This is a genomic window from Blastococcus sp. DSM 46786, from assembly GCF_900109665.1.
Taxonomy (GTDB): Bacteria; Actinomycetota; Actinomycetes; order Mycobacteriales; family Geodermatophilaceae; genus Blastococcus; species Blastococcus carthaginiensis.
The window spans coordinates 1-18,985 of record NZ_FOAO01000007.1; the positions used below are offsets into that span (position 1 = coordinate 1).

Annotated in this window: 18 protein-coding genes and 1 pseudogene; 13 read left to right on the top strand and 6 right to left on the bottom strand. The window is 73.1% G+C overall.

The window, feature by feature from the left end; genetic code table 11:
* Nucleotides 1-110: 110 nt before the first annotated feature.
* Nucleotides 111-1,430, top strand: a complete 1,320-nt coding sequence (locus tag BMW62_RS07790; protein WP_091930298.1) for an ISL3 family transposase — start codon at nt 111-113, stop codon at nt 1,428-1,430.
* Between the two features lie 74 nt (nt 1,431-1,504).
* Here BMW62_RS07790 and BMW62_RS07795 read toward each other — a convergent pair whose 3' ends face one another.
* Both BMW62_RS07795 and BMW62_RS07800 read right to left on the bottom strand, forming a co-directional pair.
* Nucleotides 1,505-2,167 (bottom strand): DUF2461 domain-containing protein, encoded by a 663-nt coding sequence (locus BMW62_RS07795; protein ID WP_091930299.1) that lies wholly within the window; start codon nt 2,165-2,167, stop codon nt 1,505-1,507.
* Nucleotides 2,164-2,721 carry a GNAT family N-acetyltransferase gene (locus BMW62_RS07800; protein WP_091930300.1) on the bottom strand — a complete coding sequence of 186 codons (558 nt, stop codon included), beginning with the start codon at nt 2,719-2,721 and terminating at the stop codon, nt 2,164-2,166. The genes BMW62_RS07795 and BMW62_RS07800 overlap by 4 nt, the downstream gene beginning before the upstream one ends.
* A gap of 65 nt (nt 2,722-2,786) precedes the next feature.
* On the opposite strand from BMW62_RS07800, the gene BMW62_RS07805 reads away from it, so the two are divergent.
* Nucleotides 2,787-4,001, top strand: coding sequence for a winged helix-turn-helix domain-containing protein (locus BMW62_RS07805; RefSeq protein ID WP_244523899.1), 1,215 nt, complete (start codon nt 2,787-2,789; stop codon nt 3,999-4,001).
* Between the two features lie 150 nt (nt 4,002-4,151).
* Here BMW62_RS07805 and BMW62_RS23580 read toward each other — a convergent pair.
* Nucleotides 4,152-4,396 (bottom strand): annotated as a pseudogene (locus tag BMW62_RS23580) (hypothetical protein); the annotation flags it as partial.
* 39 nt (nt 4,397-4,435) lie between these two features.
* Between BMW62_RS23580 and thyX the strand changes: the two are divergent.
* The 7 genes from thyX (at nt 4,436) to BMW62_RS23435 (ending at nt 11,006) form a co-directional block, all read left to right on the top strand.
* On the top strand, nt 4,436-5,188 hold the full coding sequence (gene thyX, locus BMW62_RS07815; RefSeq protein ID WP_091930301.1) for an FAD-dependent thymidylate synthase: 753 nt from the start codon (nt 4,436-4,438) through the stop codon (nt 5,186-5,188).
* 74 nt (nt 5,189-5,262) lie between these two features.
* Nucleotides 5,263-6,069, top strand: coding sequence for a thymidylate synthase (locus BMW62_RS07820; RefSeq protein ID WP_091930302.1), 807 nt, complete (start codon nt 5,263-5,265; stop codon nt 6,067-6,069).
* Nucleotides 6,066-6,587, top strand: a complete 522-nt coding sequence (locus tag BMW62_RS07825) for a dihydrofolate reductase (RefSeq protein ID WP_244523900.1) — start codon at nt 6,066-6,068, stop codon at nt 6,585-6,587. The genes BMW62_RS07820 and BMW62_RS07825 overlap by 4 nt, the downstream gene beginning before the upstream one ends.
* Before the next feature lie 9 nt (nt 6,588-6,596).
* The gene (gene dapA, locus BMW62_RS07830; RefSeq protein ID WP_091930303.1) at nt 6,597-7,493 is read left to right on the top strand and encodes a 4-hydroxy-tetrahydrodipicolinate synthase; all 897 of its coding nucleotides are present in this window, start codon (nt 6,597-6,599) and stop codon (nt 7,491-7,493) included.
* A gap of 73 nt (nt 7,494-7,566) precedes the next feature.
* Nucleotides 7,567-9,267, top strand: a complete 1,701-nt coding sequence (locus tag BMW62_RS07835; protein WP_091930304.1) for a ribonuclease J — start codon at nt 7,567-7,569, stop codon at nt 9,265-9,267.
* A gap of 30 nt (nt 9,268-9,297) precedes the next feature.
* A complete protein-coding gene (locus tag BMW62_RS07840; protein WP_280138627.1) occupies nt 9,298-9,546 on the top strand; it encodes a mycothiol transferase in 249 nt (82 codons plus the stop codon).
* A gap of 149 nt (nt 9,547-9,695) precedes the next feature.
* On the top strand, nt 9,696-11,006 hold the full coding sequence (locus tag BMW62_RS23435; RefSeq protein ID WP_091930305.1) for a right-handed parallel beta-helix repeat-containing protein: 1,311 nt from the start codon (nt 9,696-9,698) through the stop codon (nt 11,004-11,006).
* Between the two features lie 71 nt (nt 11,007-11,077).
* Here the strand turns inward: BMW62_RS23435 and BMW62_RS07850 are convergent, their stop codons facing one another.
* The 3 genes from BMW62_RS07850 to BMW62_RS07860 are packed head-to-tail and all read right to left on the bottom strand — an operon-like array spanning nt 11,078 to nt 14,281.
* Nucleotides 11,078-11,746 (bottom strand): anti-sigma factor family protein, encoded by a 669-nt coding sequence (locus tag BMW62_RS07850; RefSeq protein ID WP_091930306.1) that lies wholly within the window; start codon nt 11,744-11,746, stop codon nt 11,078-11,080.
* Nucleotides 11,743-12,279 (bottom strand): sigma-70 family RNA polymerase sigma factor, encoded by a 537-nt coding sequence (locus tag BMW62_RS07855; protein ID WP_091930307.1) that lies wholly within the window; start codon nt 12,277-12,279, stop codon nt 11,743-11,745. The genes BMW62_RS07850 and BMW62_RS07855 overlap by 4 nt, the downstream gene beginning before the upstream one ends.
* A 58-nt stretch (nt 12,280-12,337) precedes the next feature.
* Complete coding sequence (locus tag BMW62_RS07860; RefSeq protein ID WP_091930308.1) at nt 12,338-14,281, bottom strand: S9 family peptidase; 1,944 nt, start codon at nt 14,279-14,281, stop codon at nt 12,338-12,340.
* A gap of 374 nt (nt 14,282-14,655) precedes the next feature.
* Between BMW62_RS07860 and nthA the strand changes: the two genes are divergently transcribed.
* From nthA to BMW62_RS07880, 4 genes are all read left to right on the top strand, one after another.
* A complete protein-coding gene (gene nthA, locus BMW62_RS07865; RefSeq protein WP_091930309.1) occupies nt 14,656-15,285 on the top strand; it encodes a nitrile hydratase subunit alpha in 630 nt (209 codons plus the stop codon).
* The gene (gene nthB / locus BMW62_RS07870; protein WP_091930310.1) at nt 15,282-15,914 is read left to right on the top strand and encodes a nitrile hydratase subunit beta; all 633 of its coding nucleotides are present in this window, start codon (nt 15,282-15,284) and stop codon (nt 15,912-15,914) included. Before nthA ends, nthB begins: the two co-directional genes overlap by 4 nt.
* The gene (locus BMW62_RS07875) at nt 15,914-16,282 is read left to right on the top strand and encodes a nitrile hydratase accessory protein (protein ID WP_091930311.1); all 369 of its coding nucleotides are present in this window, start codon (nt 15,914-15,916) and stop codon (nt 16,280-16,282) included. The genes nthB and BMW62_RS07875 overlap by 1 nt, the downstream gene beginning before the upstream one ends.
* A gap of 161 nt (nt 16,283-16,443) precedes the next feature.
* A complete protein-coding gene (locus BMW62_RS07880) occupies nt 16,444-18,957 on the top strand; it encodes a DNA translocase FtsK (RefSeq protein ID WP_091930312.1) in 2,514 nt (837 codons plus the stop codon).
* Nucleotides 18,958-18,985: the final 28 nt, after the last annotated feature.

Genomic DNA, 18,985 nt, shown 5'->3' on the forward strand with positions numbered 1-18,985 from the left:
GGCTCTTCGCAGATGAGGGTGTAGGGGTGAGCCGCGCGTCGGTGTCCGGATAGGGGTCGAGGCCTTCCAAGGATGGAGGTTCCTACGCCGCCCATCCGGAAGACCTCGACGTGCCTGACGCTACCGCTGTGGGCGGCTTCGTTCGCCCTGATCTGACCACGTTCTGCCGACTGGACGAGCTCGGCCTTGAGGTGCTCGGGCAGCGGCTCGAGCCCGATCGTGCGGTGCTGGCCTGCCGCGTGGTGGAACCCGACCAGTGGTGCCGCCGCTGCGGCTGCGAGGGCGCGCCGCGCGACACCGTCTGCCGGCGGCTGGCGCACGAGCCGCTGGGCTGGCGCCCCACGACGCTGCTGGTCACGGTCCGCCGCTACCGGTGCACCGGGTGCGGGCACGTGTGGCGCCAGGACACCAGCCGGGCGGCCGAGCCTCGGGCCAAGTTGTCCCGATCTGGGCTGCGGTGGGCGCTGGAAGGCATCGTCTGCCAGCACCTGACCGTCGCCCGGGTCGCCGAGGGCCTCGGGGTCGCCTGGAACACCGCCAACGATGCCGTCCTGGCCGAAGGCCAGCGGGTCCTGATCGACGACCCCGATCGGTTCGAGGGCGTGCAGGTGCTCGGGGTCGATGAGCACGTGTGGCGACACACCCGCCTCGGCGACAAGTACGTCACCGTGATCATCGACCTGACCCCGGTGCGGGACCGCACCGGCCCGGCCCGGCTGCTGGACATGGTCGAGGGCCGCTCCAAGCAGGCGCTCAAGACCTGGCTCGCCGCCCGGCCCGAGGCCTGGCGCGCGGGCCTGGAGGTGGTCGCGATGGACGGGTTCACCGGCTTCAAGACCGCCACCACCGAGGAGCTGCCGGACGCGACCGCGGTGATGGACCCCTTCCACGTGGTGCGCCTGGCCGGCGACGCCTTGGACCGCTGCCGACGTCGGGTGCAGCAGGACCTGCACGGGCACCGCGGCCGCAAGGACGACCCGCTCTACCGCGCCCGGCGCGTCCTGCACACCGGCGCTGACCTGCTCACCGACCGGCAACAGCAGCGGCTGACCGTGCTGTTCGCCGCCGACGAGCACGTCCAGGTCGAGGCCACCTGGAGCATCTACCAGCGGATGATCGGCGCCTACCGCGAACCCGACCGGGCCAAGGGCCGGCGCCTGATGACCACCCTCATCGACGCGCTCGGCCGCGGCGTCCCGGCCGCGCTGACCGAGCTGATCACGCTGGGGCGGACGCTGAAGAAGCGGGCCGAGGACGTCCTGGCGTACTTCGACCGACCCGGCACCAGCAACGGACCGACCGAGGCCCTCAACGGACGACTCGAGCACCTCCGAGGATCCGCACTCGGGTTCCGCAACCTCACCAACTACATCGCCAGAAGCCTGCTCGAGACCGGCGGGTTCAGGCCCCGACTACACCCTCGATCGTGAAGAGCCGGATACCGGCGGTCTCTGGGCAGCGCTCGGTGCAGGCTCAGGAGAGGCGCAGACGACAGTGGATGCGATCAGCGCCGGCGCGGTTCCTTCGTCGTGGCTCCGACGTTGGCGGCGAACCAGTCGTTGAGGGGCTGCAGGTCGCGCCACGCGTCCCGCACCCGGTCGACGGCCGCACGCGTGTGCAGCCAGTCCTCCGGCGTCCAGCGCTGCGTGGCGTGCAGCGTCTTGTGCTTCAGCAGGTCGAGGCGGGCGTCGTCGGCGGAGAACCCGGCGGGCACACGCACCAGCCGGTCGCCCTCGATCTCCCAGCCGGCGCCGCGCAGGCGGGTCACCTCCTGCTCGAGGCGCGGGCCCTGCAGCGGATCGGCCACGGCGCGGCGGTACCTGGCCACCTGGTCGGACTCCAGCCGCCAGCAGCCACCCGAGACGGTGAGCCCGTCCGCGGAGATCTGGACGTACCAGGCGCCCGCACCGCGACCCTCCGGGTTCACGACCGCGCCCTGGTGCGTCTTGTACGGGGTCTTGTCGTGGCTGAAGCGGACGTCGCGGTACGGCCGGAAGACCTTGGCGGTGCCGAACTCGTCGGCGAGCTCCTCGACCAGCGCGGTGATCGGCGCGCGGACGTGGGCCTCGTACCCGGCCCGGTGTGCGGTCCAGTAGGCCTTGCTGTTGTCCGCCTCCAGCCCCTCGTAGAAGACCAGTCCCTCGTCCGGGAACCCGTCGAAGGTCATCGGTCCGCGTCCTCCTCGCCCAGCTCGACGTGCCACCGCAGCTCCCGCAGCGGTGCCGCCCCGGTGTCCAGCGTGCGCGCCCAGCCGTCCGGGGCCCAGCCGGCCGACTCGTAGAAGTCGGCGGACGCCTGGTCCGATTCCGCGAGCCAGACCTCGAGCCGGGTCGTCCCGTCGGCGGAGGCGAGGTCGGTGACCGCGGCGAGCAACCGGCTGCCGTGGCCGCGCCGGCCCCAGCGGGGCTCGACCAGCAGCGTGCTGATCTCCGCGGCCTCCGGTCCGGTCGCCACGGCCGCGAAACCCACCACCGCATCCCGCTCGACCGCGACCAGGACGCGGTGGCCCGCCGACGGCGGTGCCGTGACGGCGGCCAGCCAGGAGTCCGCGACGGCGGCCTCGTCCCACTCGTCGAGCACCGCCGCGGGGAGGAGCGTCCGGTACGCCGTCCGCCAGGTGACGCCCTGCACCCGTGCGATGGCGGCGGCGTCACCGGCCTGCGCCGGACGCACAGAGACATCGGCGGAGCCCGTGAGGCGGGGGAACGGGTTCGACGTCACCCGGGCAGCGTAGGGGTGCCGGCCGGCGCGGCGGGTGTCGTACCGGGCGGGCAGGATCTCCGGTCGTGACGCCCGTCGAACGGATGCCGGCCGCGCTGGCCCGGCGCATCGCCCTGGCCGCGCAGGGGTTCGCCGATCCACGCCCGGTCACAGCGGTGGGGACCCGCCAGCTGCGCCGGCTCACCGAACGCCTCGCCGTCGTGCAGATCGATTCGGTCAACGTGCTGTCCCGGTCCCACTACCTGCCCGCCTTCAGCCGGCTGGGGCCCTATCCGCGCGAGGTGCTGGACGCACTGGCGAACCGGCGGCACGACGTGTTCGAGTACTGGGCGCACGAGGCATCGTTCCTCCCCGTCCGGCTGCACCCGTTCCTGCGCTGGCGCATGGCGGCCGTGCAGCAGGAGGCCTGGGGCAGCATGACGAGGGTGCACCGAGAGCGGCCGGAGTACGTGGCGTCGCTCCTGGAACGGGTTCGCCGGGATGGCCCGCTCCGGGCCGGCGAGCTGCAGGAGGAGCGGCCGAACCGGCCGGGCAGCATGTGGAACTGGCACGCGGGCAAGGCGGCACTGGAGTACCTCTTCTTCACCGGCGCGCTCACGGCGATGCGCCGCACGGCGGGGTTCGAGCGCGTCTACGACCTGCCGGAACGGGTGCTGCCGGCCGGCGTGCTGGACGCTCCCACGCCGGAGCGTCCCGATGCGGTGCGGGAGCTGGTCCGCACGGCGTCCCGGGCACTCGGCGTGGCCACCGAGACCGATCTGCGCGACTACTTCCGGCTCACCCCGGCCGACGCCCGGACGGCGATCGCCGAGCTGGCCGACGCCGGCGAACTGCTGCCGGTCGAGGTGGAGGGCTGGGGACGTCCGGCGTGGCTCGACCCCGCAGCGCGCCGGCCACGCTGGATCCGGGCGCGGGCACTGCTCAGCCCTTTCGACTCGCTGGTGTGGGAACGGCCGCGGGTCGAGCGGATCTTCGGCTTCCGCTACCGGCTGGAGATCTACACGCCGGCGCACCAGCGGGTGCACGGCTACTACGTGCTGCCCTTCCTGCTCGGCGACCGGCTCGTCGCCCGCGTGGACCTCAAGGCCGACCGGAAGGCCGGCATCCTCAGGGTGCAGGCCGCACACACCGAGGAGGGCGTGGACCGGTCGCTGGTCGCCGCCGAGCTGGGTGCCGAGCTCCGGCTCATGGCCGGGTGGATGGGGCTGGACCACGTCGCCGTCGCCGAGCGGGGGGACCTGTGGCCCGAGCTCGGCCGCGCGCTGGCCGTCCCGGCGTGAGCCCGGCGAGCCGGCGCACCACGGCGAGACCGGCCGGCTCGCCGGGCCAGTGCCGGACCCAGGGCGTCGTCGCCCGCCCGGCGCACCACCGACCGCAGGGCCCAGGCGACGACGACGACGTCGTCGGCGTAGCCGAGCACCGGCACCACGTCGGGCACCAGGTCGACGGGGGAGAGCAGGTAGGCCAGCAGCAGCCACAGCCGCACCCGCAGCCCCGCCGGGAGGGAGCGGTCGGCGGCGAGCCGGCGCACCAGCCGGACGACGTCGGGCAGCAGTCGCAGCGCGTCGCGCACCGTCAGCCCGTCGGATCGGCCGCGCCACAGGGCGGCCAGGAGCAGCAGCCAGACGAGCAGCAGGCCGCCGGCCACGGCGAGCAGGAGACGCCACCACTCCACGCACCCAGTCTGCCCGGCCGCCCGCCGTAGGCTCGACAGGTGCCAGAGATCGCGCCGCTCCGCGTCCAGGTCGTCGCGCAGACGCAGTTCACCGCACCCGCGGACGTGCCCTGGGAGACCGACGCCGACGGGGGGCAGGCGCTCGCCGAGTTCGCCGGCCGCGCCTGCTACCAGTCGTGGGACAAGCCCAACCCCGCCACCGCGACGAACGCCGGCTACCTGCGGCACATCCTCGAGGTCGGGCACCTCGCCGTCCTCGAGCACGGGACGGTGAGCATGTACCTCACCGGCGTCTCCCGGTCGCTCACCCACGAGCTGGTGCGGCACCGGCAGTTCTCCTGCAGCCAGCTGTCCCAGCGCTACGTGCCGGAGCCGGACGCCGCCGTCGTGGAGCCCGCGGTCATCGCCGAGGACCCGGTGCTGCACGCGCGCTTCGTCGCTGCCACCGACGCGGCGGCGGCCGCCTACGCCGAGCTGCTCGAGGGGCTGGAGCGGCGCTTCGCCGACGTGCCCAACGCCACGCTGCGCCGCAAGCAGGCCCGGCAGGCCGCCCGGTCGGTGCTGCCCCACGCCACCGAGTCGCGCATCGTCGTCACCGGCAACTACCGGGCGTGGCGGCACTTCGTGGCCATGCGGGCCAGCGAGCACGCCGACGTCGAGCTCCGCGAGCTGGCGATCGCCTGCCTCCGCGAGCTGCAGCGGGTGGCCGGCAACGTCTTCGGCGACTTCCGGATCAGCCGGCTGACCGATGGCACCGAGGTCGCCGCGAGCCCCTTCGTCACCGAGGGCTGAGCACCACCGGCCCCTCCGGTCACCGCTGCCGCGCGGTTCCCGGCGGGCGCACGGCCGGTCGTAGGCTCGGGCCCGTGGCAGCCCCGATCGATACCCAGTACGAGGACCTCCTGCGGCGCATCCTGGCGCAGGGCACGCCCAAGGACGACCGGACCGGGACGGGCACGCTGAGCCTGTTCGGGGAGCGGCTGCGCTACGACCTGGCCGACACCTTCCCGCTGGTGACGACGAAGAAGGTGCACTTCAAGTCGATCGCCGTCGAGCTGCTGTGGTTCCTGCGCGGGGAGAGCAACGTCGGCTGGCTGCGGGAGAACGGCGTCACCATCTGGGACGAGTGGGCGTCCGCCGATGGTGAGCTCGGCCCCGTCTACGGCGTCCAGTGGCGGTCGTGGCCCAGGCCCGACGGCGGGCACGTCGACCAGATCGCCCAGCTGCTGGACACCCTGCGCACCGACCCCGACTCGCGCCGCATGATCGTCTCGGCCTGGAACGTGGCCGCGCTGCCCGAGATGGCACTGGCCCCCTGCCACGCGTTCTTCCAGTTCTACGTGGCCGACGGGAAGCTGTCCTGCCAGCTCTACCAGCGCAGCGCCGACATGTTCCTCGGCGTGCCGTTCAACATCGCCAGCTACGCGCTGCTCACCCGCATGATCGCCGCCCAGGTGGGGCTGCAGCCCGGCGAGTTCGTCTGGGTCGGCGGCGACTGCCACGTCTACAGCAACCACGTCGACCAGGTGCGCGAGCAGCTGTCCCGGGAGCCCTACCCGTTCCCGGCGCTGGAATTGGCGCCCGCGCCGTCGCTGTTCGACTACACCTACGAGCACCTCACCGTGCGCGACTACCGGCACCACCCCGCCATCAAGGCAGCCGTGGCGGTGTGACCGGCCCGGTGGGCGTGGCGATGATCTGGGCGCAGGCCCGCGGTGGTGTCATCGGCGCCGACGGCGGCCTGCCCTGGCACCTGCCCGAGGACCTCGCGCTGTTCCGCCGGCTGACCACCGGGTCGACGGTGGTGATGGGGCGGCGCACCTGGGAGTCGCTGCCCGCACGCTTCCGTCCCCTCCCGCAGCGGGTCAACGTCGTGCTGACGTCCGACCCGGGCTGGTCGGCCGGGGGGGCGCTGGTCGCGCGCTCGGTCGACCAGGTGCTCGCCGAGCACCCGTCCGCCTGGGTGATCGGCGGGGGAGCCGTCTACGCCGCGTTCCTGCCGCACGCCGGCCGGGTCGTGGTCACCGACGTCGACACCGACGTCGCGGGGGACACCGTCGCGCCGTCCCTGGACGACGGCTGGGTGCGCACCGCGCGCACGCCGGAGGAGGGCTGGTCGGTGTCGGCGTCGGAGGGGCTGCGGTTCGCGGTGTCGGAGTACGTGCGGGAACCCGTCGGCTCCGCTGGGTAGATTCTCCCCATGACCTCCGACCCCGCCCGGCCGTTCGGGCGCCTCCTCACGGCGATGGTCACCCCGCTGGCCGAGGACGGGTCGATCGACCTCGCCGGGGCCCAGGAGCTGGCGGCGCACCTGGTCGACCGGGGCGGGAGCGACGGGCTGGTCGTCCTCGGGACGACGGGGGAGTCGCCGACGACCAGCGACGCCGAGCAGCGCGCCGTCCTGGAGGTGGTGCTGGACGCCGTCGGTGACCGCGCCACGGTCGTCGCCGGCGTCGGCACCTACGACACCGCGCACTCGATCGAGAAGGCGCGGACGGCGGCGGAGCTCGGCGTCCACGGGCTGCTGGTCGTCACGCCCTACTACAACCGGCCGCCCCAGGCCGGCCTGCTCCGCCACTTCACCTCGATCGCCGACGGCACCGACCTGCCGGTGATGCTCTACGACATCCCGATCCGCACCGCCACGCCCATCGAGGTCGAGACGCTCGTGCGCGCCGCCGAGCACCCGCGGATCGTCGCGGTGAAGGACGCCAAGGGCGACCTCGGCGCGATGGCCTGGACGCTCGCGCGCACCGATCTCGCCTACTACAGCGGCGAGGACATGCTGAACCTGCCGATCCTCGCGATGGGCGGCGTCGGCATGGTCAGCGTCGTGAGCCACCTCGTCGGCCCCCGGTTGGTCGAGCTGATCGCCGCCGTCGAGGCCGGCGACCTGGTCAAGGCCAGGGAGATCAACGACAGCCTGCTCCCGGTGTACACCGGGATCTTCCGCACCCAGGGCGTCATCACGGTGAAGGCCGCGCTCAACGCGCTCGGCCTGCCGGCCGGACCGGTCCGGCCGCCGCTGGTCGACGCCACCCCCGAACAGCTCGCGCAGCTGCGTGACGACCTCGCCGCTGGAGGCGTCACCCTGTGAACGAGCGTGCGAGCTCACCAAGGAGCAGAGCAGTGCAACGAACGTGTTCGACGAGCGCCGGCGAGGAGAGCTCGTGAGTGGTCAGGTCACCCAACCGCACCTCGATCTCAAGGCGCCCCCGCCGCTGCCCGAGGGTGGCCTGCGGGTCATGGCCCTCGGCGGGCTCGGCGAGATCGGCCGCAACATGGCCGTGCTGGAGTTCGACGGGAAGCTGCTGATCATCGACTGCGGCGTCCTCTTCCCGGAGGCCGAGCAACCCGGCGTCGACCTGATCCTCCCGGACTTCGGGGTCATCGAGCACCGGCTCGACGACGTCGCCGCCGTCGTCCTCACCCACGGGCACGAGGACCACATCGGCGCGATCCCGTACCTGCTCCGGCTGCGCGAGGACATCCCGCTGGTCGGCTCGCGGTTCACCCTCGCGCTGGTCGCGGCCAAGCTGCGGGAGCACCGGCTGGACGCGACGCTGATCGAGGTGGCCGCCGGTGACGACCACCTGGCCGGGCCGTTCCACTGCGAGTTCATCTCGGTGAACCACTCGATCCCCGACGCCCTCGCGGTGGCGGTGCACACGCCGGCGGGTGTGCTCGTGCACACCGGCGACTTCAAGATGGACCAGCTGCCCCTGGACGGCGTCCTCACCGACCTGGGCGCGTTCGCCCGGCTCGGGGTCGAGGGCATCGACCTGCTGCTGGCGGACTCCACGAACGCCGAGGTGCCCGGCTTCGTCACCCCCGAGCGGTCGATCGGCCCGGTGCTCGACGACGTCTTCGCCCGCGCCTCGCAGCGGTTGATCGTCTCCAGCTTCGCCAGCCACGTGCACCGCATCCAGCAGGTCCTCGACTGCGCCGACAAGCACGGCCGCAAGGTCGCCCTCGTCGGCCGCTCGATGGTGCGCAACATGGGCGTCGCCCGCGACCTCGGCCTGCTCAAGGTCGCCCCCGGGCTGATGGTCTCGCTCGACGACGCCGCATCGATGCCGCCGCACCAGGTGGTGCTGGTGAGCACCGGGTCGCAGGGCGAGCCGCTGTCGGCGCTCGGCCGCATGGCCCGCGGTGACCACCACCAGGTGACCATCGAGGCCGGCGACACCGTCGTCCTCGCCTCGTCGCTGGTGCCAGGCAACGAGACCGCCGTCTACAAGGTGATCAACGGCCTGGCCCGGCTCGGTGCCACGGTCGTGCACAAGGAGACGGCGCGGGTGCACGTCTCCGGCCACGCTCCGGCCGGCGAGCTGCGCACGCTGCTCAACGTGGCCAAGCCGCGCTACCTGATGCCGGTGCACGGGGAGTGGCGGCACCTGCGGGCGCACGCCAAGCTCGCCGAGGAGACGGGGATGCCGACCGACCGGATACTGCTGGCCGAGGACGGCGTGGTCGTCGACCTCGTCGACGGCAAGGCGACGATCGTCGGCTCCGTGCCCATCGGCAACGTGTACGTGGACGGGCTCAACGTCGGTGATGTGGGCGAGGAGGCGCTGCAGGCGCGGCGCATCCTCGGTGACGAGGGGTTCGTCGCGCTCACCGTGGTCATCGAGCCGTCCACCGGGACGATCGTGCGCCCGGTGCACCTCTCGACGAAGGGGTTCTCCGACGACCCGTCGGCCTTCGACGAGGTGCTGCGGCTGGTCGAGGACAACCTCAAGCGGGCGCTGGCCGACGAGGGCGTCGACGCGCACCGGCTCTCGCAGATCATCCGGCGCACGGTCGGCAAGTGGGTGTCGGACAAGCACCGCCGACGCCCGATGATCATCCCGACGGTCCTCGAGGTCTAGGCAACGGGGAGCTGCCGGGCGGAGATCGGCATCCCGGCCACGCCGGACGAGTCGTTCGTGCTGCTGGACGACGACACCGTCGCCTCGGTGACGCGAGCGCACCGGGAGGCGTGCGCGGCCTCCCGCCGGGCGACGGCCCCGCTGGCCCTCGACGACCCGGTGCACGGCAACCGCCGTGGGCCCCTGCCGCTGGGCTGGGTCTACCTCCACGTGCTGCGCGAGCTCGCCCAGCACTGCGGGCACGCCGACATCCTGCGGGAGCAGATCCTGAGCCGCTAACGACAGATGGTGACGGTGCGGGTCGCGCGGGTGAGCGCGCGCCGCGTCGGCGGATTCCCTCGTCAGGCGTCGAACGCAGGTGCCGGTGGCGCGTAAGCACCATCGGCCGGCGCGGCAGCGCCGGACCTCACCGACGAGGGAGACGACTCATGCGCACGAGGACGCTCGCGGGCGCCGGCGTGACCGGACTGGCCCTGTCCCTGCTGGCCACCGCTCCGGCCCAGGCCGACGACCGGTCCCGGCACGGCCAGGGCAGCCAGGACCTCCGGGTCACGACGACGAAGGACACCGCCGACCACGACCTGGGCGACGGGGAGTGCGCCGACGCCTGGGGGCAGTGCTCGCTGCGTGCCGCGGTGCAGCAGGCCGACGCCTCCGGTGGCGGGACGATCGTGCTGGCCAAGAAGGCGACCTACGCCCTCACGCTGCACGGGGAGGACGACACCGGCGCGGCCGGTGACCTGGACGTGAGCTCGGCGGTGACCATCGAGGGCAACGGCGCGACCGTCGACGCCCGGGGCGAGCACCGGGTGTTCGACGTGCTCGCGGGCGGGTGGCTGAAGCTGAACCACCTCACCGTGACCGGCGGCGCCGCGCTGGGCGAGGGGCTGCCCGCCTCCGGTGGCGGTGTGCGCAACGCCGGCACGTTGGAGGTCGAGCGCAGCACGATCACCGGCAACACGGCCACCCGGGCCGGTGGCGGCATCGAGGCGAGCCCCGGCTCCACCACGACCATCAGCCGCTCGACGCTCTCGCACAACAGCACCGGCGCGGGCCCGGGCAACGGCGGCGGGCTGCACCTGACCGGCGCGGGCACCGTGCACGTCACCCGCAGCATCGTCAGCGGCAACACCGCCGCCGCCGAGGGCGGCGGGCTCTGGAACTCCGGGGCGGGCACCATGACGGTCGAGCGGACCAAGGTCGTCGGCAACACCGCCTCCGGGGACGACGCCACCATGGGCGGCGGCGGGCTGTTCCAGGACGCGGGCACCGGCACGCTGACCGTCACGCGCTCGGACATCCGGCACAACGTGGCCGACGGCGCGGCCGGATCGGGCGGCGGCATCCTCAACGACCAGGGCACCGTGGTCGTCGAGCGCAGCATCATCAGCGGCAACTCCTCGCAGCGGGCCGGTGGCGGCATCGAGGCCAACGTCGGGACCACGAAGCTGTCGCGGACCGAGCTCAACGACAACACCACCGGCGCCGCTCCCGGCAACGGCGGCGGGCTGCACCTCACCGGCCCGGGCACCGTGACGATCGAGCGCAGCCGGGTGACCGGCAACGCGGCGGCCAACGAGGGCGGCGGGCTCTGGAACTCCGAGACGGGCACGATGACCGTCACCCGGACCGACATCCGGCGCAACACCGCGCCCGTCGGCCCGAACGTGTACCAGGACGGCGAGGGCACCGGCTTCACCATCGACGGGCGCACCGTGGCGCCCGGCGGCGACAGCTGACCCCAGCACGACCACGACCGCGCCGGGGAGCAGGAGCCTGCTCCCCGGCGCGGCCGCGCGTGCCCGGTCGGTCAGAACCGCGACAGGAGCACGACCTCGCCGTCGGCGTCGGTCACCACGAACCCGGCGGCGTCCTCGCGGAGCACCGAGGAGTTGAGGTTGCAGAGCAGCTCCGCCGGCCCGACCCCGAGGAACTGCCCCGCCGGGACGACGGCGCCGTCCTCCTCGGCCACCGCCACCCGGTAGACCTCCCCGGCGGTGAACCCCTCGCCGGTCAGCTTCACCTCGACGCCCCAGGTGTGCGCCACCAGTGCGGCGGAGGCGTCGATGCCGGGCTCGGTCACCTCGACGGCGACCTCCTCCTGCGGCACCGGCGCGGGCACCGGCCGCGCCAGCCAGCCCGCCCCGAAGCCGGCGGCGGCTACCCCGACGGCGGCCGCCGCGGCGAGCAGGGCCGTCCGGCGGCGGCCCACCGGTGATGCCTCCTCGGCGGCGATCCGTGCCAGCACGGCCTCCCGCAGCCCGGCCGGAGGAGCGGGTGCCTCGTCCAGGCGGTCAGGGTCGACGCTCGCCAGCCGGGGGACGAGCGGGGTCAGCTCCGCCAGCTCGGCACGGCACGCGGCGCAACCGTCCAGGTGGGCGCGCACGGCCGTGCGCTCGGCGGCCGAGCCGTGCCCCAGGGCGTAGACCCCCAGCTGCTCGCGCAGTTCGCGGTGCTCCGGAGAAGTCGGCCCGGTCACGGTTCCACCCCCATCTCCTCCATCGCGAGGCGCAGCGACCTCAGCCCGTAGAACACCCGGCTACGCAGTGTGCCCACCGGGATGCCCAGCTCGGCAGCCACCTCGTCGTGCGGGCGGCCGCGCAGGTGCGTCTGGACGATCGCGGCCCGGTGGTCGGGCGCGATCCGGCGGAGCGCCTCCTCGACCACCCAGGCGTCCACGAGCTGCTCGTCGATGCCGTCGCGGGCGGGGTGCTGGTCGGCCCGCGGCTCGGTCAGCTGCGTCTGCCACGGCCGGACGGACAGCCGCCGGAACTCGTCGACCACCACGTTGCGGGCGATCGCGAACAACCAGGTGCGCAGGCTGGCCAGCTGCGGGTCGAAGGAAGCGGCGGCCCGCCAGGCCCGCAGGAAGACCTCCTGGACGACGTCCTGGGCCGCCCCGCCGTCCCCGAGCTGGCGCAGCGCGAAGCGGTACAGCTCCGGCCCGTGCGCGGCGTACGCCGCGCCCACGTCGAGCTGCTCCGTGCGGGCACGGCCCCGGCCTGGCCTCATCGGCACTCCTTCCCTGGGACCGTCCTCCGCGGGCATACGCACGGCGAGCCTGATCGGTTCAGCGGCCGCGGACCACCTCGATCGGCTCGATGCCCTCCCCGGCCGGCAGATCGAAACCCCACACCTGCGCGTAGAAGCTGAGCTCGCCGTCGAGGGCGGCGCGGATGTTCCCGGCCTTGCGGAAGCCGTGCTGCTCGCCGGGGAAGAGCAGGTAGGCGTGCGGCACGCCCTTGGCGCGCAGCGCGGCGACGATCGCCTCGGCCTGCGACGGCGGGACGACGGCGTCCTCGTCGCCCTGGAACACCGCCAGCGGGGTGTCGAGGGCGTCGACGTGGTTGATCGGTGACCGCTCGTCGTAGACCGCCCGCCCCGATGGCCACGGCGCGACCAGGCCGTCGAGGTAGCGCGACTCGAACTTGTGCGTCTCGGCGGCGAGCGCGCCGAGGTCAGCGACGCCGTAGTGGCTGGCCCCGGCGGTGAAGACCCCCGGGCGCATGGAGAGCGCGGCCAGGGTCGTGTAGCCGCCGGCCGAGCCGCCGCGGATGGCCATGCGCGCCGGGTCCACCCGCCCGGCGTCCGCGAGCCAGCGCGCGCAGGCCACGACGTCGTCGAGGTCGATCACGCCCCACCGGCCCTGCAGCGCGGCGCGGTAGCGGCGGCCGTAGCCCACGGAGCCGCGGTAGTCGACGTCCGCGACGCAGAACCCGCGGGAGGTCCAGTACTGGATCTCGAGGTTCAGCACCGGGACGGCGGCGGCGGTGGGACCACCGTGGACCACGACCACCAGCGGCGGGAGGCTCCCCGCCGGGGCCGCCGCCTCCGGGTTCGTCGGCGGGTAGACCAGCGCGTGTGCGACGCCGATCCCGGTGCCGCGGTCCTCGGTGGGGAAGGGAACGTGCTCGGGCCGGGAGAACCAGGCCGGGTCCAGCCCCAGGTCCCGCGCCGGCCGCAGCACCTCCGCCGCGCCGCTGTCGACATCCACGCGCAGGACCACCGGCTCGCTCGCCGGGCCGCCGGCGACGCAGACGACGCCGGTGCCCTGCGCCGTGACGTACCGGAAGGTGCCGTAAGGCAGGTCCAGCTCGTGCGGCTCGCCGCCGGGGGTCAGCACGGCCAGGCGGTCGCGGCCGTCCCGGCCGTAGGCCACCGCCACGCGCCCGTCGGCGAGGTGGGCGTAGCGGGACTGGCCGAAGATCCACTGCGGGCCGGCGATGTCGCTCCCGACGTCGACGACGAGTTCGGGCTGCTCGTGCGGCCGCTTCCGGTACAGCGACCAGAAGTTCGTGCGGTCGTCCAGCCACCACAGCGAGAGGTCCTCGGCCCACACCGGCTGGACGACGGACTCCCCGGGCCCACCGGCGAGGACGTGGTCGGTGCCGTCGGCCGCGCGGACGACGAGCTGCGCGCTGTCCCAGGGCATGTCGGGGTGATCCCACTGCAGCCACGCGAGCGTGACGCCGTCCGGGGCGAGCCTCGCGTCGGAGACGAAGTCGGGACCGGAGACGAGCACCTCGGTGCTGCCGTCGGGGCGCACGCGCACGATCTCGTTCACCACGTCGGCCGCCGCGCCGGAGGCGGTGTGCGTCTCCCGGACGGTGAGCACGCCGTCCGGGACGGCGGTCAGGTCGGCGTACCGGACGCCCGACGGGATCCCCGGTTCCGCGGTCACCGCGACGGGGGAGCCGTCGCCGGGTTGCAGTCGGTACAGCCGCTGGTCCGAGAAGTCCGTGAACCAGAGAACGCCGTCGGACACCGTCCAGGCGGCACCGCCGTACTCGTGCACCCGGGTGCGGGCGTTCCACGGCGCCGGCAGCGCGTCGGTGACCTCGCCGTCGGCGGTGCGCCGCACGAGCGCGGTGCGGCCGCCCTCGGCCGGGCGGGACTCGGCCCACCAGACGTCCGCGCCGTCCACGACCACCTCACCGAGGCGGGCGGCGGCGCGGACGACGAGCTCGGAGGTCAAGGGGGTCGGCCAACTGCCGTAGGGAAGCGGGGTCCGCATCCCGGTGACGTTAGCCCGGAACGTCCGTCCGACCGTCGCTGATCACCGGCGGCTGACGGAGGATCGGCCGGCTGCGTGGATCCGGGGTGGGTCCTGCCAAGTGTCCCAGGCCAGCGGGTGGAAGCCCGCTCCGGTGAGGCGCCGGAGCGCCGGGGAGCAGGCTGGCGTTCGTCGTCGAGAGGCGGCCGGCGGAGCGGGGTGTCGGACCCGCGACGGAGGGAGCAAGATTGCGGAGTACCGCCCGGCGCGAGTCCAGATCCATCACGTCGCGGCTCGGAGCCGGCGGTCGACCGAATGCGGGAAAGCCGCACGTGCGAATCGAAGGGGGGATGGGAAGGCAGGTCGCCACGCGGCTCCTGCGTCCCTGACGGTCCATGGGCCACGAGCACGAGCACGAGCATCCTGAGTACAGCGAACTCTCCGAGATGGACGCCAGAGTCCGGGCGCTCGAGACCCTGCTGACGGACAAGGGGCTGATCGACCAGGCAGGCCTCGACGCCGTGGTGGAGCGCTACGAGAGAGACGTGGGACCGCGTAACGGCGCCCAGGTCGTCGCCAGGGCATGGACGGACCCTGACTACCGGCGATGGCTGTTCGAGGACGCAGATGCTGCCATCGGATCGCTGGGACACGTCGGGCGCCAGGGCGAGCACATGATCGCCCTGGAGAACACCCCCGAGCGCCACAACATGGTCGTGTGCACGCTGTGCTCGTGCTATCCGTGGCCGGTGCTGGGTCTCCCGCCGGCCTGGTACAAGTCGCCGTCCTACCGTTCGAAGGTGGTGATCGACCCGCGTGGAGTGCTGGCCGATCTCGGCGTCTCGCTTCCCGCAGACACCGAGATCAAGGTCTGGGACTCGACGGCGGAGGTGCGTTACCTCGTCGTCCCCGTGCGCCCCGAGGGGACGGACGGCATGAGCGAGGAACAACTGACCGGGCTGGTGACCCGTGACAGCATGATCGGCACCGGGCTGATCCAGGCACCCGCAGACGCCGCCCGATGAACGGCGTGCACGACATGGGCGGCATGCAGGGATTCGGACCGGTGCGCCCCGAGGCCGACGAGCCCCCCTTCCACGCCGAGTGGGAGAGGCGCTCCTTCTCCATCACGCTCGCGATCGGCGCACTCGGGCTGTGGAACATCGACCAGATGCGGCACGAGCGCGAGTCCCTGCCGCCGGCCGAGTACCTGTCCAGCAGCTACTACCGGATCTGGTTCCTCGCGCTGGAGAACGCCATCCGCAGGCTCGGACTGCTGGACCGGGACGGCCTGAGGGCACGTACCGCCGAGGAGCTCCGAGGGATGCTCTCTTCGCGCTCCAGCTACGAACGCCCCGTCGCCACTGAGCCGATCTTCCAACCGGGTCAGCGGGTGCGTGCCCGCACCATCAACCCCGGCGGACACACGCGCCTGCCGCGCTATGCGCGAGGCCATGTCGGCACTGTGCTCGCGGTCCGTGGGGCACACGTCTACCCGGATCGCAATGCGGTGCCACTCGGCCGGCAGCCCGACCGCGCGCCCGAGTGGCTGTACACCGTCGACTTCGACGCCTGTGAGCTCTGGGGAGAAGGCGCCGACCCGACCGTCACCATCTCGATCGACGCGTGGGAACCGTACCTGGAGGCCGTCTGATGGGTGCGACTGCCGCTGAGACGCTGGCGCAGATCTCCGCAGCCGGCGGGAATCGACTGCCGCTGCCATCGCCCAGCAGCGAACCGGTCTTCGCCGCTCCCTGGCAGGCGCAGGTCTTCGCGATGACCGTGAGCCTGCACGAGAGGGGCCTCTTCACCTGGGAGGAGTGGGCCCGGGCCCTGGGACGACACCTGTCCGACGGCAGGCCCGACGGTGGCGACTACTACGAGCGCTGGGCCGACGCGCTGGCAGAGCTGCTCAGGACGCACGGGATAGCGACTGAGCAGGACATCGAGCAAGGAACCCGAGCGTGGCACGAGGCCGCGGCCCGCACGCCGCACGGGAAGCCGATCGAACTCGGCTGCTGACCCCGTGCGGCCGGTGACCAGGGCGCCCGCGGTTCGGCGGGGTCGACGATCCGTCATGGCGCTCGGCGTAGGGGCCCGGGTGAGGTGATGAACGCCGGCGCCGGGAGACACGGCGCCCTGCCTGCCGCGTCCCGGCCCCGCCTCGGATTACGGTCTGACGCATGCCTGCCCGCACCACGCCGAACCGCCGGCCGGCCGCCACCCGCAGCCGATCGGGATCGACGGCGGCGAGCAAGAAGCGCCCCTCTGCCAAGCGGGCGCCCAACCGGCGGCAGCCGGCCCGCAAGAAGCCGTCGTCCGGCGGCTCGGTCTGGCGCATCGCCAGCGGGGGCTGGAACCTGCTCGCCCGCGGGGCCGGCGGGCTGGCCCGGTCGGTCGCCCGGCCCGAGGAGGCCGAGCCGCTGGCCCCCGAGCACCGCCGCGACGGGGTCGGCCTCGCCGTCCTCGGGCTGGCGATCGTGCTCGGCGCGGCCGCCTGGAGCAACGGCATCGGCCCGGTCGGCGCCGCGTTCACCGACGGCGTGCGCTGGATCATCGGCTCGCTGGTGATGGTGCTGCCCGTCGTCCTCCTCTTCGCGGCCCTGCGGCTCCTCCGGCGCGGCCCCCGCCCGGAGGCGCGCGGCCGGCTGGCCATCGGCTGGCTGTGCACCGTCGCCTCGGTCCTCGGCATCGCCCACGTCGTCGGCACCCCCGCCGTCCCCGAGAGCGGCGAGCCGGGCTCGGGCGGGCTGGTCGGCTGGGCCGTCGGCACGCCGCTCGTCGCCGGGGTCGGGGCGGTCGTCACCGTCGTGCTGCTCGGCTTGCTGGCCTTCTTCGGCCTGCTCGTGATCACCGCGACGCCGGTGCACCAGATCCCCGAGCGCACGCGCGAGTTCACCGACCGCCTGCTCGGCCGCGACGACCACGACGAGTACGACGAGGACGACTACGACGACGAGGAGGACGAGGAGCCCGCGCCGAAGAGCCGCCGGCGCCGCACCTCCCTGTCCGAGGACCTGCTCACCACCGGCCCGATCGACCACGGTGCCTACGCCGAGGCGCCCGAGGCCACCCGCACCACCGACCCGGAGCACACGGTCCTCGCCGCCCCGCCACCGGTGCCGGCTGCGCGTCCGTCGGTCCCGGTCGTCGATCGCACCTCCCCTCCGGAGGAGCTGCCGCCCATCACCGAGCCGGAGCAGCTGTCCATCCAGCCGGTCGAGGGCGACTACGTGCTGCCGTCGCTGTCCACGCTGCGCCCCGGCGACCCGCCGCGCGCCCGCTCCAAGGCCAACGACGTCGCCATCGAGGCGATCAGCGGCGTCCTCGACCAGTTCAACATCGACGCCGCCGTCACCGGGTTCACCCGCGGCCCGACGGTCACGCGCTACGAGGTGGAGCTCGGCCAGGGCGTGAAGGTCGAGAAGATCACCGCCCTGACCCGGAACATGGCCTACGCGGTGGCCAACGACAACATCCGCATCCTGGCGCCGATCCCCGGCAAGTCCGCCGTCGGCATCGAGGTGCCGAACACCGACCGCGAGAAGGTCAGCCTGGGCGACGTGCTGCGCTCGCAGGCGGCCAAGCAGGACCCGCACCCGATGCTGGTCGGCCTCGGCAAGGACATCGAGGGCGGGTTCGTCTGCGCGAACCTGGCGAAGATGCCGCACCTCCTGGTCGCCGGCGCCACCGGTGCCGGTAAGTCGAGCTGCGTCAACTCGATCCTGACCTCGTTGCTGCTGCGCGCGACGCCCGACCAGCTGCGGATGATCCTGGTCGACCCGAAGATGGTCGAGCTGACGCCCTACGACGGCATCCCGCACCTGATCACGCCGATCATCACCGACCCCAAGAAGGCCGCGACCGCGCTGGCCTGGCTGGTCGAGGAGATGGAACAGCGCTACCAGGACATGAAGTCCACCGGGGTGCGGCACATCGACGACTTCAACCGCAAGGTCGACAAGGGCGAGATCGCGGTGCCGCCCGGTAGCGAGCGCGTCTACCGCCGCTACCCGTACATCCTGGCGATCGTCGACGAGCTCGCCGACCTGATGATGGTGGCCCCGCGCGACGTGGAGGAGCACATCGTCCGGATCACCCAGAAGGCGCGTGCCGCCGGCATCCACCTGATCCTGGCCACGCAGCGCCCCTCGGTCGACGTCGTCACCGGGCTAATCAAGGCCAACGTGCCGTCGCGGCTGGCCTTCTCGACCTCGAGCCTCACCGACAGCCGGGTCATCCTCGACCAGCCCGGTGCCGAGAAGCTCATCGGCATGGGCGACGCGCTCTTCATGCCCATCGGTGCGGGCAAGCCGATGCGCGTCCAGGGCGCCTTCGTGTCCGACGCCGAGATCGAGGCGGTCGTCGAGTTCAGCAAGCGGCAGGCCGAGCCGGAGTACCGCGAGGAGGTCTTCTCCGCCGGATCCACCGGCGAGAAGAAGGAGATCGACGAGGACATCGGCGGTGACCTCGACCTGCTGCTGCAGGCCGTGGAGCTGATCGTCACCAGCCAGTTCGGGTCGACGTCGATGCTGCAGCGCAAGCTGCGGGTCGGGTTCGCCAAGGCCGGCCGGCTGATGGACCTGATGGAGAGCCGCGGCATCGTCGGGCCGTCGGAGGGGTCCAAGGCACGCGACGTGCTGGTCAAGCCGGACGAGCTCGAGGCGACGCTGTTCACCCTCCGCGGCGGCGAATGATCAGGGTGGTGGCCGGGTTCCGGACCGC

Coding starts and splice junctions, on each gene's coding strand:
- BMW62_RS07795 (WP_091930299.1), bottom strand. CDS start 2,167: ATGACCTTCGACGGGTTCCCGGACGAGGGACTGGTCTTCTACGAGGGG.
- dapA (WP_091930303.1), top strand. CDS start 6,597: ATGACCTCCGACCCCGCCCGGCCGTTCGGGCGCCTCCTCACGGCGATG.
- BMW62_RS23435 (WP_091930305.1), top strand. CDS start 9,696: ATGCGCACGAGGACGCTCGCGGGCGCCGGCGTGACCGGACTGGCCCTG.
- BMW62_RS07855 (WP_091930307.1), bottom strand. CDS start 12,279: ATGAGGCCAGGCCGGGGCCGTGCCCGCACGGAGCAGCTCGACGTGGGC.
- BMW62_RS07860 (WP_091930308.1), bottom strand. CDS start 14,281: ATGCGGACCCCGCTTCCCTACGGCAGTTGGCCGACCCCCTTGACCTCC.
- nthA (WP_091930309.1), top strand. CDS start 14,656: ATGGGCCACGAGCACGAGCACGAGCATCCTGAGTACAGCGAACTCTCC.
- nthB (WP_091930310.1), top strand. CDS start 15,282: ATGAACGGCGTGCACGACATGGGCGGCATGCAGGGATTCGGACCGGTG.
- BMW62_RS07875 (WP_091930311.1), top strand. CDS start 15,914: ATGGGTGCGACTGCCGCTGAGACGCTGGCGCAGATCTCCGCAGCCGGC.
- BMW62_RS07880 (WP_091930312.1), top strand. CDS start 16,444: ATGCCTGCCCGCACCACGCCGAACCGCCGGCCGGCCGCCACCCGCAGC.